The following is a 16,376-nucleotide window of genomic DNA, read 5'->3' as shown; positions in this document are numbered from 1 at the left end:
CATGGCCAGTTGTCTACCGTTGCCTCATGGCTACACCTGAGGTTGATCACGGGTCCCCGACGCCGGTCTATCGGCAAATCGCAGCAGCGGTCATCGCTGACATTGAGAGCGGCGCCCTGGCCGTGGACCGGCGGATTCCCTCGGAAGCGTCTTTGGTGCAGCGGTTCGGAGTGGCCCGCGAGACCGTGCGCAACGCTGTCCGCTTTCTGCGCGACGAGGGGTATGTCTACACCGTGCCGCAGCGGGGCACCTACGTCCGCGACCGCAACACCGAGGACGAGCACCAGGGCGACGAGTAGCCCCGGCCGACACACGGGGGAACGTGCCGACCGGGGCCGTTGATGACCCTGTTCCGGGGTGCTCAACCAAAGCCCCGGAACAGGGCCGTCTCTCTCACCGCTGGGTGCAACAGCGGCACCCCTCACGGGGCGGACCGGGGCGGGAGCCTGAGCACGTCAACTCAGACGGAACACGACCTGCCCCTACTCAAGGCTTGTCCGGTCGGGAGACCTGCCCGCCCCTGCCGTGCGATTCGCCGTCGGCACGGAAGGGGCGGAACCTGTCCGCTCCCGGCGCCCTGGGTCCCCACTGAGCACACCGGAAGCGGAGCCAACCCGAACCCCGCTGGGGACCACTGCCGACAGTGCAGCGGGGCCGGGAACCTATCTGCGGGCCGTCACAACGAATCCGGTGAACAACCATGCTGCGAACTCCGCGATACGCCACGCGGCGCAGTAGGCGAACCAGCCGGCCCGCTTCACTGCCGTCCCTTCGCCACGCACATGGAGCACGGAAACGGGCACGGCGGCAGCCTCGCCCCCTGCGGGATGAACACCACTCCCGAGCGCACGTTCAGCGCCCCTCCGAACGGTGTCCACCAGCCCTCGGGAGAGTTCGCGTAGGGCGTCCCCTTGTATGGGTCGCACCCGCCGCTGCGTAACGTCGCCAGGGTCGGGGCTCTCACCGTTTCGCCTGCCGTTTGGCTCCGTCTGGGTCCGCGCAGTCGGTGTGCCGGTAGACGACCACCGGACCGGTCGGCCGGTCGAGCGTTCCCCGCTTGCACACGTCAAGGGACTTGATCGGCTCCATGCACGCGGGGCATCTCTCGCCCTTCGGCGCGAACGTCGTGTACTCCCACTGACTTGCGTCCGTCTCGGTCCTGGTCGCCATCGTGTCGCCGTCCCCTCGCGTGGTCCGATGACAACCACGCTAGGGAGAGCGGAACCCCAACTCCCAGCGGATTGCGCCCGATTGCACGCTGATTACGCGAGCGAATCGAGAGCCTTGATGATCAGCGCGCGAGCCTTCTGGCCGTAGACCGCCATGTCGGCCAGCGTGGCGAACGTGTCGGCGTATGCCTTGATCTCGCTGGGCTGCGTGATCGTGAGGTAGCCAGAAACCAACTCCACGTTCACTTGAGCCTTGTCGAAGATCCAGAACCCCTCTACCGGCATTCGCGCCCGCCTGAGTTGGACAGGGATCACACCCACGCTGACGTTGGGGAGCGCGCTGAAAGTCAGTAGGTGATCAAGCTGTTCCGCTTGGGTGTCGGCGTTGCCCAGACTGTTGCCCAATGTGCCTTCCTCTACCAGGAATGCGAAGCGCCGTTGTCCCTCACGCAGCACGCTTTGCCGCTCCATCCGCGCCGCCACAGCATCGGCCACGTCATCGACGGCTACGCGGCGCTGCTGGACAGCGCGCAACACGTCCTCGGTGTAGCCGAACGTCTGAAGTAGGCCAGGGAAGAGGCCCGGCGAATAGGCCCGAAACCGATGGGTGCGCTCATACAGCGGCAAACGGGCTTCCTGGGCACGTCGCAGCCCTGCGCGCTCCATCCTGCGCCAGGACACCCACATGCCCTCTACGGCCCGCAGTGAGGCAATCAGGTCCGCTGTTTGATCCTCAGCGCCGGTCGCCGCGCACCACGCGCGAATGTCGTCCTCGCTGGGATTCTGCCTTCCCGTCGAGATCCGGGAGACCTTGGACGGGTACCAGCCGCAGCGAGCGGCTACCTCCTTGCCCTCAAGCCCGGAGTCCTTGACCAACTCGCGTAGGCGGTCGGCAAGGAGCTGCCGGGCTTGCTGAACGCTAGACGATGCTGATTCGGACATGACTCACTAGACCGGCTCGTACTCCTCGTGAGGCGTTGCCCGCTCCCACACCAACTCGAAGGCAGCCGCGACCAGTTGCACCACTTCCGGCTCTGTCCGCCACTCGCGGTCAACGACTTCACCGACCCCAGAGAAGTACGTGAACAGCACCGAATCCCTGTCGAACATCCAAAGATCTGTACCGGGGAGCGGGATGTCAGCGGCCTTCCGCCGGGGCAGCCAGCGGACCAGCTCACCCGCTGCCACGTTGGGGAAGGTCACGTCGTACTCATACCGGATGTAGTCAGTCACGGGTTCTGAGACGATCCGCGCCCGCCGCATGACCACACCTCGGGCCGTTGCCTCGGTCACAACATCCAGGAAGGGGCGCCACCACGCTGAACGATCGGCGGCAGGGTCCAGACGTTTGCCGTTCTGCCACGCGATGAACTCAGGGTCGTTGGGCTGGTAGGCGTCGCGCATCTCCAGGTGCACAGCAGAGTGACGGGCCTTGGCCAGCCCTTCCAACACGGGGTTCGTCATCGCGCTACTCACTGTCATGAAGGGGCAGGAACTTCCGCATGACCTTGGGAAGCCTGATGATCGTCTCGTGATCCGGAACATCCGTGCTGTGACCGGGTATTGAGCCGATCTCTTGGCACGCCTTCACCTCCGCTTCAGTGGCCGTATACGACTGGATCAGTAGATCCCCCGTGTCCTCGTCCAGCCAGATCGTCGGCGAGTCGGTGTCGGGGGTGTTCGGAATGATCCCGAGGAAACGCAAGCGCATGGCTTCTCCCTGTGTCGATCCGATTGCGGCCGATTGCTAGAGCGTCATCCTTCCGGCGCATCGGCGCAAGAGGGCATGCCTGCCCGGCACTTGAGGTAGCACCGGGTACGACGAAGCCCCCGCACCCGCCGCCCCAAAGGGTGACGCGCACGGGGGCTCTGGTGGTGCTGCGGGTCAGTCCCACACGTCCGAGTCGTCATCCTCGGGCTCGGGGGCCGTGATCGCTGTCCGGGCGCTCGGCGAGAGACCCAACTCCCGGATGTATCGGGCGAGTTGAGTCCGGTACTGCCCCGCGATGGTCGCAGCCCCGTTCTTGACCGTGCCTCGCTCGGCGGTCACGATCAACCCGCGCTCCGAGAGGTCCCGCTCTGCCTGGTCGATCCGGGCGACGCACACGCACAAGTCTTTGACCGTGGTGTGGTCCACTTCGCCGATCCCGGCGGCCACTTCCAGAATCGGTACGACGCGTCGCCACTCCTCGGACGCGACTTCCCGGCATCGGATGTTCGCTGGTTCAACGGCGGGATCGGGTGAGGGCGGGAATACCCCGGACCAATCCGGCTCGGTGAGGATCGCGCGGGGCACGATCACGCCTTCTTTGATGGCGGTCTTTGAAGGGTTCCCCTCGCGTGCCCGCTGAACGGCCGAATTGGGCCGGTATCTGTCTGCCATGCATTCTCACTTCCTGACGTCGGGCCCGTTCCGGGCTGCCCAAAAACGCCCACAGCTCCGGCGCGAGTTTTTTGCCTCCCTGCCGCGCCCCTGTTTGAGGAGATGGGAGTCATCCCCTGGTCAGCAATTCAGAACGGCGGTGCTTTCGAGAGGTTTTCGGCTGCCCATCCCCCCGGCTGATGCTTTGCTGTCTCCCTGCTGTGACAACGCGCACACAATGCGCGCAGACGCTTGAATGAATCAGGATCACTCACACCCTCAGTAATGAGTGCCCGCCGACTGTGCGGGAAATGGTCAGCCACCTTCGCTTCGCGACCACACAGCACACACCACGGGTTGGCGTACAGAAAAGCGCTTCGGGTTCGTGGCCAGAGAGGACCATACGAACTTCCGCCGCGTGTTACTCGCTGCCTGTTCGCTTGCTTCTCGTGTTCAGCGCAGCGTCCGCCCGTGGTCAGCTCGGGGCATCCGGGTATCGGGCAGGGGGTGCGGGGCTTACGCGGCATGGGGGCCATGCGGCGGGATGACCGGGGGATCAATCAAAGATCCGTCCGGAAGGCGGGGCGTGATATCCACCAGGGTGAGCCGGCGGGGGTCGCCCGGGTCACGCATGCGCTGAATCCCGCGCGGCATCGGTGCCCCGCTGTTCACCACTGGGGAGCCAGTCGGGGAATCAGCCCACACGGGCCGCCCTTTGGCATCTCGGGGGAAGTGCGGATAATCCCCGTTCGGTCCGGGGTCCAGTGCGTCAGTGGCCATGGTCAGTCCGTCCCCGAAATGTACGCTTCCCGCGTAGCCTGCAATTCCTCGGAAAACTCGGCACCGAGCTGCGCGGCCTGGCCCTCAACGGCCTTGACGATCTCGTCCAAGAGCTGCGCGTCATACCAGCGCTGTTCAGGCACAGTCACGTACTCGCCCAATGCCGACTGGGCACGCTGTGCCTCGGTCAGGACGTGCCCGCGCTTGTAGCGGGCCGCACGGTATTCAACGTAGGCAGCGAACCAGGGCTCTGCGGAAAGGGCTTCAACGAACCGCTCTCGGGCAGCGTCGCCGGAGTGCGCAGCCTCGTCAGCACGCCCCCGCCACGTCTCAGCAAACTCGCGGTTGTACTCCTCGGCACGTTCCGCCCGCCGGGCCGTCTCCGCCTCTTCCGCCGCCCGCAACTGCGCCTCAGCGTCCGCCAGCGGGCCCGACACCTTTTCCGCCTGCGCTCGCAGCTTGGCAACCTGCGCGGCGGCCTTCTCGATCTCCGTAGCCATAATCAGTTACCACCCTTGTTCACGTCGCGCCCATGCTGCGCGGCAATCTGCTTGTCGTTCTCGTAGTAGCCCAGGCTCATGCGGACAGTGGTCCCCATACGCTCGAACATGTCAGGGTGGGAATCCCGGAGCGCCGCAAGCTGTTCCATGTGCTCGTTTCGCCGCCATGTGTCGGCACGGGCCTGCCCCTTGTCTCGCTTCCCGTCCAGAAATTCGGCTCGGTTGAGGCTGTCGCTCATTACTGGTTACTCCTTCTGTTGCTGTGTTCGGACATGAAAAAGCCCCCTGTGACTCGTCAAGGGGGAGAACTGGTGTCGCTATGCGGCTTGTTGGGCTTTACGCTTGCGGTAGTCGGCCTGTCGGCAGCGCCGGGAACAGAAGCGCTTGGGGCGCCCCCTGCCGGTCCATCCGGCGGGCTCGCCACAGTGGGCGCACTCGGCGGTCTTGCGCTCCTCGGCGGCGATCCAGGCGGCTTCCTCCAAGTCATCCTGCATGGTCTGGCAGTCACGTTCGGCTTCGTCGTAGTAGTCGCAGTACTTCTTGCGCTTACTGGTGATCAGGAAGTGTTCGCCGCACAGCGGGCACGGCTTCAGCCGTGGCCCCGTGGGCCTCTTCGTGGCCCGGTAGGCGGCCTGTCGGCAACTCGGCGAGCAGTAGCGCTCCTGTCGCCCGGTCAAGCGCTGCCCGCAGTGTCCGCAGTCCGGCAGGTGGTTGTAGGGCGGGTAGTAGCCCAAGGGTTCTCCACTGGCTGTTACGGAAGTCGATGATGGGGCTATGGTTTCTAGGTTTTCTTAGACTTTCTTAGAGAAACCTAATAGCTGTTACACACCACCGGAATTAGTAGTCAGTACTCCGGACCTCCTCACGCTGCCGCTGCCCCCTTGCGTTGGGCGTGCCAGTCCCGGCAGGCGTACGAGCAGAACCGGGGCGGGCGCCCACGGCCCCCGCTGGTGACGTGGTTGCCGCACTCGGGGCGTGCGCACGGAGACCCGTTCTGCATAGCCCGCAGAGCGTCGCTGACGAACTGGTGCACGTCGGTCGCCCATGGGTCGCCCTTTGCGGCCCCGCTGAGCGCTCTGGACTCCGCCCGCCTCAACAGGGTGAGCAGTGAGCTGTAATCGGTCTGGTTCATCGAACTCCCCGTGGGGTGCGTTCCGCCGTCCGGCGGGTGGTCATGGGCGGGATCCGGCAGCGTCGGCGCAGGATCGAATCCCTCTCTCTTCCCCATACGTGGAGGGCAAGGGTTGGCCGCATTTCGGGCATGCATGGCAATTCGTTCGCGTGATCCGCGTCTCACTTCGAAGCAGGCTGCGCGGGGTGTGGCACTAGTAGGGGCCGATGAGTGCCCGCGCTCCTGGAGCCTGGAGCATCAGCGCTCGGACATGACCGCGCGCGACATGCGCCCCATTTCGCACCCCGAGAAAAAGTCCCCCTACTTATATAGGAGGCCAGGGAATTCCCGAGAATCGCAAGAACCCGGACATTTAGAGCATGTGACGTGCGTCTCGCCTCCTGCCGTGAGGCTACAAGTTGAAGTCGTGTGCGCCGCCTGCGGGCACGAGACAGAACTGACATGCCAGTCCCAACCAGGTTTGTTCCAGGGCCTGTTACGCGGCGGTCGCGAGGGTGCTCGGGGTCAGGTTGCGGTGCGCGGTCGCTCCGGGCGTGGGTGCGTGGTTCGGGTTGTTCTCGGCTGTGACTTCATCAGCCACGGTCACGTTCGCTTCAATGGCGGGGTCAAGGTCCCCGGTGATGGTGAATTCCACCCGCCGCAGATCGAGCCGTCGCCATCCGCCCTTCGTTCCGCGCTTGACCATGAGGCGTGCTCCTGTCTCTACGAGCATGGTGCGCCGTGCCATGGTGTCCGCGCCGTTCCAGTCGTCGCCGTAGGTGCGCCCGGTCGACAGGACTTCCCGGCGGGCCTCAGTCTTCTCCCGCGCTTCCAGCTCGGCCAACCGGGTCTCTAGTGCGTCGGCGCGCTTCTGCCAGGCTGCCATGCCCGCTTTGGACTTGCGGCGGCCCTTCTGCTCGTCGTGCTCCTCCATCTCCGCCACGGTGGCGTCAATCTCCGGCTGAGGGTCGTACCCGGGTATCTCGGTGACGCGGGTGATCTGCACGGGGCCGACCAGACGCAGGAACTCGCTGCTTGCGTGCTCGTCCACCCAGTCGGCGCGCACGGTGGACGGTGCGGGGCAGTTCGCGCCGTACTTGTAGGAAGAGCACTGGTAGTAGCCCTTGTTCAGGTACATCCGGCCCGCGCAGCCGTCGCAGTGGATGACGCGCAGGAGCAGTGCCCCGGAGTCCTTGCGGACGGGCGGACGCTCGGCAACAGGCTTCGGGGTGAGCAGCGCTCCCACCTGGTCGAACTCCTCGCGGGTGAGGATCCCCTTTTCGGCAGCCATGACCGGGGCGCCCTGCTCATCGCGCACGGGGTTCCCGCGATGCATCTTCCAACCCATGATCGCGGGGGACGTGAGCATCTTGACGATGGTCTTGTCCCGCCACTGCGCGGGCTTCCGCTTCGGCTTGGTGCTCTCCGCCGGCTCGGTCCCGTTGTTCTTCGTGCGGGCCTTGTAGGCGGCCCAGTGGGCGGACGGGGACAGCACGCCGTCAGCGTTCAGCATGCGGGCGATAGTGAGCGGGGCGAGACCGGCCACCAGGGCGGCAATGATTCGCTCAATGACGGTGACCGCTTCGGGGTCGGGGACGAGCGTCCAGCCCACCCCACCGTGTTCGGCGGGCATCGGGGCGGGGAGGTAGCCGTATGCGGGCTGTCCGCCGCCCCGCCACCGAAGGGGCATCTTGCGCATGGCTGCCTGTGCGCCGGTCACGCGGTCGCTGGTGGACTGCGTCTCGACCTGCGCGGCGAACGCGAACATCATCATCATGAGTTCGCTCATGGGGTCCATCGGGTTGCGGAAGTCGAAGACGAGCCGACCCGTGCCGCCCAGACCCTCGGCGAAAACGATCATCTTGCGGTGCTTGCGGGCCCACTTCGCAAGCTCGTGCATGTCGCCCATGGACCGGATAGCCCTGTCGAACCTCCAAAACACCAGGGCGGCGTAGTCGTCGGGGCGCTTCAGCCACGCGCCGAGCTGCGGACGCTCGAAGGGGCCGACCTTGGACGCGGACACGTCCAGGTCGACCGCTTCGCGCAGCGCGTCACCCTCGCCGAAGTCGATCCCGAGGGCAGCCGCCGCTATGTCGTCGGCCTCACGCTGACGCTCGGGGCTGGTGGTCTCGTCTGTACGGACCGACAATCGGATGCATCGGACCCCGCGCAGGGTCTCAGTCGGGGCAGCCCCGACCGTTGTGTTCGTCTTGTGCTTGACCAGCGTTGATGCGGCCATGACCCGAGGACTCCAGAACTGTCAGTCTGGAACTTCGGGGCTTCCCGAAACTCTCCGAGGGAGCTCTTCGGCTGCGGACCGTGCTGGGTTGCTCGCGCAGTTCCCCGCGCCCCTAAAAATGCCGCTGCGCGGCATCCCCTGGGCGCCCCGGAGGGGCGCATCTCAGGGGCGCGGGGGAACTGCGCGAGCAACCCCCACCGGGCCGCAGACGAACTCCGGGCGCCAAACCGGCGCACCCCCAACCCCCACCACTCCACCCCGGACAAACGCCGACCCGGCCGGACCGGCCTACGGTGGGAGGGACAGTAGACCCACTACCTCGGAAGGGCCGGGATTCGATCATGACTTCCACCCACGCCTTCTGGCTCGCCGGCCGCCAGGCCACCGGTGAGGACAGCTTCGACGTCACCTCCCCCTGGGACGGCCGGCTGGTCGGCAAGGTGAGCGTTCCGACCGAGGCCCAGGTCGAGGAGGCCGTCGCGGCCGCGCACGCCGTGGTCGACGAGTTCGCCGCGACCCCCGCGCACGTACGCGCCGCGGCCCTCGACCACGTCTCGAAGCGCCTCGCCGAGCGCACCGAGGAGATCGCCCAGCTCATCTCCGCCGAGAACGGCAAGCCCATCAAGTGGGCCCGCGGCGAGGTCGGCCGCGCCGTGTCCGTCTTCCGGTTCGCGGCCGAGGAAGCCCGCCGCTTCAACGGCGGCGAGGCCCAGCGCCTGGACACCGACGGCGGCGGCGTGGGCCGCCTCGCCCTGACCCGCCGCTTCCCCAAGGGCGTCGTCCTCGGCATCGCGCCGTTCAACTTCCCGCTGAACCTGTGCGCTCACAAGGTCGCCCCGGCCATCGCCGTCGGCGCGCCGATCATCCTCAAGCCCGCCCCGGCCACCCCGCTCTCGGGCCTCATCCTCGGCGAGCTGCTCGCCGAGACCGAGCTGCCCGCCGGCTCGTGGAGCATCCTGCCCGTCGCCAACGACAAGATGCCGGCCCTGGTGCAGGACGACCGCCTCCCGGTCATCTCCTTCACCGGATCCGACAAGGTCGGCTACGCGATCATGGACTCGGTGCCGCGCAAGCACTGCACCCTGGAGCTCGGCGGCAACGGCGCGGCCGTGGTCCTCGCCGACTTCGCCTCCGAGGAGGACCTGGACTGGGCGGCGACCCGTATCGCCACCTTCTCCAACTACCAGGGCGGCCAGTCCTGCATCTCCGTGCAGCGCGTGATCGCCGACGCCGCCGTCTACGACCGGCTGCTGCCGAAGGTCGTCGCGGCCGTCGAGGCCCAGGTCACCGGTGACCCGTCCGACGCCTCCACCGACGTCGGCCCGCTGGTCAGCGAGGACGCCGCCAAGCGCGTCGAGTCCTGGGTCGACGAGGCCGTACAGGCCGGTGCCAAGCTGCTCGCCGGCGGCAAGCGCGACGGCGCCGCCTACGCCCCGACCGTCCTCACCGAGGTCCCGGCCGACACCACCCTCGCCTGCGAGGAGGTCTTCGGACCGGTCCTCACCGTGCAGAAGGTGGACGGCGAGGAGGAGGCCTTCGCGGCCGTCAACTCCTCCAAGTACGGCCTTCAGGCGGGCGTCTTCACGCACGACCTGCAGACCGCCTTCCGCGCCCACCGCGCCCTGGAGGTCGGCGGCGTGATCGTCGGCGACGTCCCCTCGTACCGCGCGGACCAGATGCCGTACGGCGGCGCCAAGGCCTCCGGCGTCGGCCGCGAGGGCGTCCGCTACGCGATGGACGACTACACGTACGAGCGTGTGCTCGTCCTGACGGGTCTCGCCCTCTAGGACGTACGTACGGACGCGGCCGGAGCCCACCAGCGGGCTCCGGCCGTTTCGCGTCCCAGGGGTGGTCGGGCCGCCCGGAATCGGGTACATACGGACGAGTAGCACTGTCCGGTAACGGGTGCGTGCGCGCGCCCCGACAACCTCGCGGCGAGGAGTACCCCTCATGACCGCACCACACGGCACACCCAAGGTCTCCGAGCGCGAAGCGCGCCGGGTCGCCGAAGCCGCGCGCGAGCAGGACTGGCGCAAACCGAGCTTCGCGAAGGAACTCTTCCTCGGGCGCTTCCGGCTCGACCTCATCCATCCGCATCCGCTGCCCGCCACGGACGACGTGGAGCGCGGCGAGGCGTTCCTCGCCAAACTGCGGGACTTCTGCGAGACGAAGATCGACGGCGCCCTCATCGAGCGCGAGTCACAGATCCCCGACGAGGTGATCAACGGGCTCAAGGAGCTCGGCGCCCTCGGGATGAAGATCGACACCAAGTACGGCGGCCTCGGCCTCACCCAGGTGTACTACAACAAGGCGCTCGCGCTGGCCGGTTCCGCCAGCCCCGCGATCGGCGCGCTGCTCTCCGCCCATCAGTCGATCGGCGTACCGCAGCCGCTGAAGCTCTTCGGCACCCAGGAGCAGCGGGACACCTTCCTGCCGCGCTGCGCCCGTACCGACATCTCCGCCTTCCTGCTCACCGAGCCCGACGTCGGCTCCGACCCGGCCCGGCTCGCCACCTCGGCGGTCCCGGACGGCGACGACGCCTACGTGCTCGACGGGGTGAAGCTCTGGACCACCAACGGGGTCGTGGCGGACCTGCTGGTCGTCATGGCCCGGGTGCCGAAGTCCGAGGGGCACAAGGGCGGCATCACGGCCTTCGTCGTCGAGGCCGACTCGCCCGGCGTCACCGTGGAGAACCGCAACGCCTTCATGGGCCTGCGCGGCATCGAGAACGGCGTGACCCGCTTCCACCAGGTCCGCGTCCCCGCCGCGCACCGGATCGGCCCCGAGGGCGCCGGTCTGAAGATCGCCCTGACCACGCTGAACACCGGCCGCCTCTCGCTGCCCGCGATGTGCGTCGGCGCGGGCAAATGGTGTCTGAAGATCGCCCGCGAGTGGTCGGCGGCGCGCGAGCAGTGGGGCAAGCCCATCGCCCGGCACGAGGCCGTGGGCAGCAAGATCTCGTTCATCGCGGCCACCACCTTCGCCCTGGAGGCGGTGCTCGACCTGTCCTCGCAGATGGCCGACGAGGACCGCAACGACATCCGCATCGAGGCCGCGCTCGCCAAGCTGTACGGGTCGGAGATGGCCTGGCTGATGGCCGACGAGCTGGTCCAGATCCGCGGCGGACGCGGCTTCGAGACCGCCGACTCGCTGGCCGCCCGCGGCGAGCGGGCCGTACCGGCCGAGCAGATCCTGCGCGATCTGCGCATCAACCGGATCTTCGAGGGCTCCACCGAGATCATGCACCTGCTGATCGCCCGGGAGGCCGTGGACGCCCATCTGTCGGTCGCGGGCGATCTGATCGACCCGGACAAGAAGCTGCCGGACAAGGCGAAGGCGGGCGCCAACGCCGCCGCCTTCTACGCCCGCTGGCTGCCCAAGCTGCTCTCCGGACCTGGCCAACTGCCCAACTCCTACAGCGAGTTCGGTGATCTGGCGCAGCACATCCGGTACGTCGAGCGGTCCGCCCGCAAGCTGGCCCGCTCCACGTTCTACGCGATGTCGCGCTGGCAGGGCCGGATGGAGACCAAACAGGGCTTCCTCGGGCGGATCGTCGACATCGGCGCCGAACTGTTCGCGATGAGCGCCGCCTGCGTACGGGCGGAGCTGCTGCGCACCACCGGCGACCACGGCCGCGAGGCGCACCAGCTGGCCGACGTCTTCTGCCGCCAGGCCCGGATCCGGGTGGACGAGCTCTTCGAGCGGCTCTGGGCCAACACCGACGACCTGGACCGCAAGGTCGTCACCGGCGTCCTGGCCGGGTCGTACACCTGGCTGGAGGAGGGCGTCGTCGACCCGTCAGGGGACGGCCCGTGGATCGCGGACGCGACACCCGGACCGGCGAAGCGGGACAACGTCCACCGCCCGATCCGCTGAATCCGACGGGCAGTTGGGACACCGAGGGGCCCCGCTCCCCGGTGTCCCGGCGGCCCCCGGACCGTGCCGAGGGGCCCGGCACGGGGGAGTGCTTACCCGGCACACAGCCGATGCGGCAAGAATGGGGGGCATGAGCGACAGCCCAGCCCCCCTCGCCGACCCGCACATCGCCTTCGACCCCGCCGAAGGCCGCCGGGACATCGTCGTCCTCGGCTCCACCGGGTCCATCGGCACCCAGGCCATCGACCTGGTGCTGCGCAACCCCGACCGGTTCCGCGTCACCGCGCTCGCCGCGTCGGGTGGACGGGTCGCGCTCCTGGCCGAGCAGGCGCGCCGGCTGCGGGTCCGCACGGTCGCGGTCGCCCGGCCGGACGCGGTGCCCGCGCTGCGCGAGGCGCTGACCGAGCAGTACGGCGCAGAGCCGCTCCCCGAGATCCTCGCCGGACCGGACGCGGCCACCGAGCTCGCCGCCTCCGACTGCCACACCGTCCTCAACGGCATCACTGGCTCCATCGGCCTCGCGCCCACGCTGGCCGCCCTGACGGCGGGCCGCACCCTGGCGCTCGCCAACAAGGAGTCGCTGATCGTCGGCGGCCCGCTGGTGAAGGCGGTCGCGAAGCCCGGCCAGATCATCCCGGTCGACTCCGAGCACGCCGCCCTCTTCCAGTCCCTGGCCGCCGGCACCCGCGCCGACGTGCGCAAGCTGGTGGTCACCGCCTCCGGCGGCCCCTTCCGCGGCCGTACGCGCGCGGAGCTCGCCGACGTGACCCCGCGGGACGCGCTCGCGCACCCCACCTGGGCCATGGGCCCGGTGATCACCGTCAACTCGGCGACCCTGGTCAACAAGGGCCTCGAAGTCATCGAGGCGCACCTGCTGTACGACATCCCCTTCGACCGGATCGAGGTCGTCGTGCACCCGCAGTCGTACGTCCACTCCATGGTCGAGTTCACCGACGGCTCCACGCTCTGCCAGGCCACCCCGCCCGACATGCGCGGCCCGATCGCCATCGGCATCGGCTGGCCCGAGCGGGTGCCCGACGCGGCCCCGGCCTTCGACTGGACCAAGGCGTCGAGCTGGGAGTTCTTCCCGCTCGACACCGAGGCCTTCCCCTCGGTCGGACTCGCCCGGCATGTCGGGGAGCTGGGCGGAACGGCTCCGGCGGTGTTCAATGCCGCGAACGAGGAGTGCGTGGACGCTTTCCTCGCGGGACGGCTGCCTTTCAACGGAATCATGGATACGGTCACAGAGGTCGTCGCCGAGCACGGCACCCCCGCCGAGGGAACTTCCCTCACGGTCTCGGACGTCCTGGAAGCGGAGACCTGGGCACGGGCCCGGGCCCGTGAACTCGCGGTGAAGGCGACAGCGGAGGCGCGCGCATGACGATTTTGATGACGGTGCTCGGCATAGTCGTCTTCGTGGTCGGCCTGCTCGTCTCGATCGCGTGGCACGAGCTGGGCCACCTCTCCACGGCCAAGATGTTCGGCATCCGGGTGCCGCAGTACATGGTGGGCTTCGGCCCGACCATCTGGTCGCGGAAGAAGGGCGACACCGAGTACGGCATCAAGGCGGTCCCGCTCGGCGGCTACATCCGCATGATCGGCATGTTCCCGCCCGGCGAGGACGGGCGGATCACCGCGCGCTCCACCTCGCCCTGGCGCGGCATGATCGAGGACGCCCGCTCGGCGGCCTTCGAGGAGCTCCAGCCCGGCGACGAGACGCGGCTCTTCTACACGCGCAAGCCGTGGAAGCGCGTGATCGTGATGTTCGCCGGGCCGTTCATGAACCTGATCCTCGCCGTGGCGATCTTCTTCGGCGTGATGATGACGTTCGGCGTCAACACCCAGACCACCCAGGTGGGCAAGGTCTCCGACTGTGTGATCTCGCAGAAGGAGCAGCGCGACACCTGCAAGGCCTCCGACCCGGTCGCCCCGGCCAAGCAGGCCGGTCTGAAGGCCGGTGACAAGATCGTCGCGTTCAACGGCGAGAAGGTCGGCGACTGGTCGGCGCTGCAGAAGCACATCCGCGACACCATCGGCCCCGCCACCATCACGGTCCAGCGCGACGGCAAGCCGCTCGACCTGCACGCCAGCCTGATCAAGAACGACGTCGCCAGGATCGACGGCTCCGGCAACTACACCTCCGGCACCACCTCGGCGGGCTTCCTCGGCTTCAGCCCCGCCACCGGCATCATCCAGCAGTCCTTCGGCGAGTCCGTGGACCGCATGGGCGACATGATGCGCTCCGGGGTGAAGTCGCTGGTCGCGATCCCCTCCAAGGTCCCGGACCTGTGGAACGCGGCGTTCAACGGCGAGGAGCGCAAGGCCGACTCCCCGATGGGCGTCGTCGGCGCGGCCCGGGTCGGCGGCGAGGTGTTCACCCTGGACATCCCGCCGGAGAACCAGATCGCGATGATGCTGTTCCTGGTCGCGGGATTCAACCTCTCCCTGTTCCTCTTCAACATGCTGCCGCTGCTGCCGCTGGACGGCGGGCACATCGCGGGCGCCCTGTGGGAGTCGCTGCGCCGCACGGTCGCACGCGTCTTCAAGCGCCCCGACCCGGGCCCGTTCGACGTGGCGAAGCTGATGCCGGTCGCGTACGTGGTGGCCGGGATCTTCATCTGCTTCACGCTGCTCGTGCTGGTGGCGGATGTGGTGAACCCGGTGAAGATCTCTTAGCGGGCAGGTGCGTGTCGTACGCATGTAGGGGGCGGGCCGGGTGCATGGAGCGCCGGGCCCGCCCCTTCGCGTGAACTCCCGGGGCGCGATGTGCTCGGGTGCCCCGGGGTGACGTAACCTCGAAGGCTGGAGCCCGCTGATCTCGGGACCTTGATCCTCACCTTGATCCACACCTTGGGGTTGCACAGCAGATGACTGCGATTTCACTGGGAATGCCGTCCGTTCCGACCAGGCTCGCCGAGCGCCGCAAGAGCCGTCAGATCCAGGTCGGGTCCGTGGCGGTCGGCGGGGACGCTCCTGTTTCGGTGCAGTCGATGACGACGACGCGTACGTCGGACATCGGTGCGACGCTTCAGCAGATCGCGGAGTTGACGGCGTCGGGCTGTCAGATCGTGCGGGTGGCGTGTCCGACGCAGGATGACGCGGATGCGCTGGCGACGATTGCGAAGAAGTCGCAGATTCCGGTGATCGCGGATATTCATTTCCAGCCGAAGTACGTGTTCGCGGCGATTGATGCCGGGTGTGCGGCGGTGCGGGTGAATCCGGGCAATATCAAGCAGTTCGACGACAAGGTGAAGGAGATCGCGCGGGCGGCGAAGGATGCGGGGACGCCGATTCGTATCGGGGTGAACGCGGGGTCGCTGGATGCGCGGTTGCTGAAGAAGTACGGGAAGGCCACGCCCGAGGCGCTGGTGGAGTCGGCGCTGTGGGAGGCGTCGCTGTTCGAGGAGCACGACTTCCGGGACATCAAGATCTCGGTGAAGCACAACGACCCGGTGGTCATGGTCGAGGCGTACCGGCAGCTGGCCGCGCGGTGTGACTATCCGCTGCACCTGGGTGTGACGGAGGCGGGTCCGGCGTTCCAGGGCACGATCAAGTCGGCGGTGGCTTTTGGGGCGCTGCTGAGTCAGGGCATCGGGGACACGATCCGGGTCTCGCTGTCGGCGCCGCCGGCGGAGGAGATCAAGGTGGGGATGCAGATTCTGGAGTCGTTGAATCTGCGTCAGCGTCGTCTGGAGATCGTGTCGTGTCCGTCCTGCGGCCGCGCCCAGGTCGACGTCTACAAGCTGGCTGAGGAGGTCACGGCGGGTCTGGAGGGCATGGAGGTGCCTTTGCGGGTCGCGGTGATGGGGTGTGTGGTGAACGGGCCCGGCGAGGCGCGTGAGGCGGACCTCGGCGTCGCCTCGGGCAACGGCAAGGGGCAGATCTTCGTGAAGGGCGAGGTCATCAAGACGGTGCCCGAGTCGAAGATCGTCGAGACGCTGATCGAAGAGGCGATGAAGATCGCCGAGCAGATGGAGAAGGACGGCGTGACGTCCGGCGAGCCGCAGGTGTCTGTGGCGGGTTGATTTCCCCCCACCCCGCCCCTTCCCGAAAGCCCTCGGCCGGGCGGCTTGGTTCGTCGGCTGCGGGCCTGTGGGGGCTGGTCGCGCAGTTCCCCGCGCCCCTTGAGATGCCGCTGCGCGGCAATCCCCCCGGGCGCCCCGCAGGGGCGCATCTCAGGGGCGCGGGGAACTGCGCGAGCAACCCAGCACGGTCCGCAGACGAACACCGGGCCTATAAGGGGCGCGGGGAACTGCGCGACCAGCCACATCCAGCCCGCAGACAAAGGCCGGGCACGAAAAGCGGCGCGGCCAGCCCCCACCAGCCCGTAGGGGGAGGG

General features: G+C 67.8%; 15 protein-coding genes. 6 read left to right on the top strand and 9 right to left on the bottom strand.

The window, feature by feature from the left end:
• The first annotated feature begins 26 nt into the window (after positions 1-26).
• Positions 27-299 (top strand): winged helix-turn-helix domain-containing protein, encoded by a 273-nt coding sequence (locus tag QIY60_RS04390; RefSeq protein ID WP_283141232.1) that lies wholly within the window; start codon positions 27-29, stop codon positions 297-299.
• A gap of 661 nt (positions 300-960) precedes the next feature.
• Here QIY60_RS04390 and QIY60_RS04385 read toward each other — a convergent pair.
• The 9 genes from QIY60_RS04385 to QIY60_RS04345 form a co-directional block, all read right to left on the bottom strand.
• Positions 961-1,170, bottom strand: a complete 210-nt coding sequence (locus QIY60_RS04385) for a hypothetical protein (RefSeq protein ID WP_283141231.1) — start codon at positions 1,168-1,170, stop codon at positions 961-963.
• Positions 1,171-1,262: 92 nt separating this feature from the next.
• Positions 1,263-2,111: a helix-turn-helix transcriptional regulator gene (locus QIY60_RS04380; protein WP_283141230.1), complete on the bottom strand. Its 849-nt coding sequence runs from the start codon at positions 2,109-2,111 to the stop codon at positions 1,263-1,265.
• A 6-nt stretch (positions 2,112-2,117) separates the two neighbouring features.
• Positions 2,118-2,633, bottom strand: a complete 516-nt coding sequence (locus QIY60_RS04375) for a DUF6879 family protein (protein ID WP_283141229.1) — start codon at positions 2,631-2,633, stop codon at positions 2,118-2,120.
• Positions 2,634-2,637: 4 nt separating this feature from the next.
• Entirely contained in the window at positions 2,638-2,880 is a 243-nt protein-coding gene (locus tag QIY60_RS04370; RefSeq protein WP_283141228.1) for a hypothetical protein, read from the bottom strand.
• Positions 2,881-3,054: 174 nt separating this feature from the next.
• A complete protein-coding gene (locus QIY60_RS04365; protein WP_283141227.1) occupies positions 3,055-3,552 on the bottom strand; it encodes a phage terminase small subunit P27 family in 498 nt (165 codons plus the stop codon).
• Positions 3,553-4,313: 761 nt separating this feature from the next.
• The gene (locus QIY60_RS04360; RefSeq protein WP_283141226.1) at positions 4,314-4,811 is read right to left on the bottom strand and encodes a hypothetical protein; all 498 of its coding nucleotides are present in this window, start codon (positions 4,809-4,811) and stop codon (positions 4,314-4,316) included.
• A gap of 2 nt (positions 4,812-4,813) precedes the next feature.
• On the bottom strand, positions 4,814-5,050 hold the full coding sequence (locus QIY60_RS04355) for a hypothetical protein (RefSeq protein ID WP_283141225.1): 237 nt from the start codon (positions 5,048-5,050) through the stop codon (positions 4,814-4,816).
• 78 nt (positions 5,051-5,128) lie between these two features.
• Positions 5,129-5,545 (bottom strand): hypothetical protein, encoded by a 417-nt coding sequence (locus QIY60_RS04350; protein WP_283141224.1) that lies wholly within the window; start codon positions 5,543-5,545, stop codon positions 5,129-5,131.
• An 873-nt stretch (positions 5,546-6,418) separates the two neighbouring features.
• Positions 6,419-8,161, bottom strand: coding sequence for a recombinase family protein (locus QIY60_RS04345; RefSeq protein ID WP_283141223.1), 1,743 nt, complete (start codon positions 8,159-8,161; stop codon positions 6,419-6,421).
• A 341-nt stretch (positions 8,162-8,502) separates the two neighbouring features.
• On the opposite strand from QIY60_RS04345, the gene QIY60_RS04340 reads away from it, so the two are divergent.
• From QIY60_RS04340 to ispG, 5 genes are all read left to right on the top strand, one after another.
• The gene (locus QIY60_RS04340) at positions 8,503-9,948 is read left to right on the top strand and encodes an aldehyde dehydrogenase family protein (RefSeq protein ID WP_283141222.1); all 1,446 of its coding nucleotides are present in this window, start codon (positions 8,503-8,505) and stop codon (positions 9,946-9,948) included.
• Between the two features lie 163 nt (positions 9,949-10,111).
• Complete coding sequence (locus QIY60_RS04335) at positions 10,112-12,037, top strand: acyl-CoA dehydrogenase family protein (protein WP_283141221.1); 1,926 nt, start codon at positions 10,112-10,114, stop codon at positions 12,035-12,037.
• A 130-nt stretch (positions 12,038-12,167) separates the two neighbouring features.
• Entirely contained in the window at positions 12,168-13,418 is a 1,251-nt protein-coding gene (gene dxr / locus QIY60_RS04330; RefSeq protein WP_283141220.1) for a 1-deoxy-D-xylulose-5-phosphate reductoisomerase, read from the top strand.
• Positions 13,415-14,713, top strand: a complete 1,299-nt coding sequence (locus QIY60_RS04325; RefSeq protein WP_283141219.1) for a site-2 protease family protein — start codon at positions 13,415-13,417, stop codon at positions 14,711-14,713. Before dxr ends, QIY60_RS04325 begins: the two co-directional genes overlap by 4 nt.
• Positions 14,714-14,904: 191 nt before the next feature.
• Positions 14,905-16,062 carry a flavodoxin-dependent (E)-4-hydroxy-3-methylbut-2-enyl-diphosphate synthase gene (ispG, locus tag QIY60_RS04320; RefSeq protein WP_283141218.1) on the top strand — a complete coding sequence of 386 codons (1,158 nt, stop codon included), beginning with the start codon at positions 14,905-14,907 and terminating at the stop codon, positions 16,060-16,062.
• The last annotated feature ends 314 nt before the right edge of the window (positions 16,063-16,376 follow it).

Source organism: Streptomyces sp. BPTC-684 (assembly GCF_030028635.1).
In the GTDB taxonomy this organism is placed as follows: Bacteria; Actinomycetota; Actinomycetes; order Streptomycetales; family Streptomycetaceae; genus Streptomyces; species Streptomyces noboritoensis.
The sequence above is the reverse complement of the archived record's forward strand: the minus strand, read 5'-3'. Positions and strand labels throughout refer to the sequence as shown.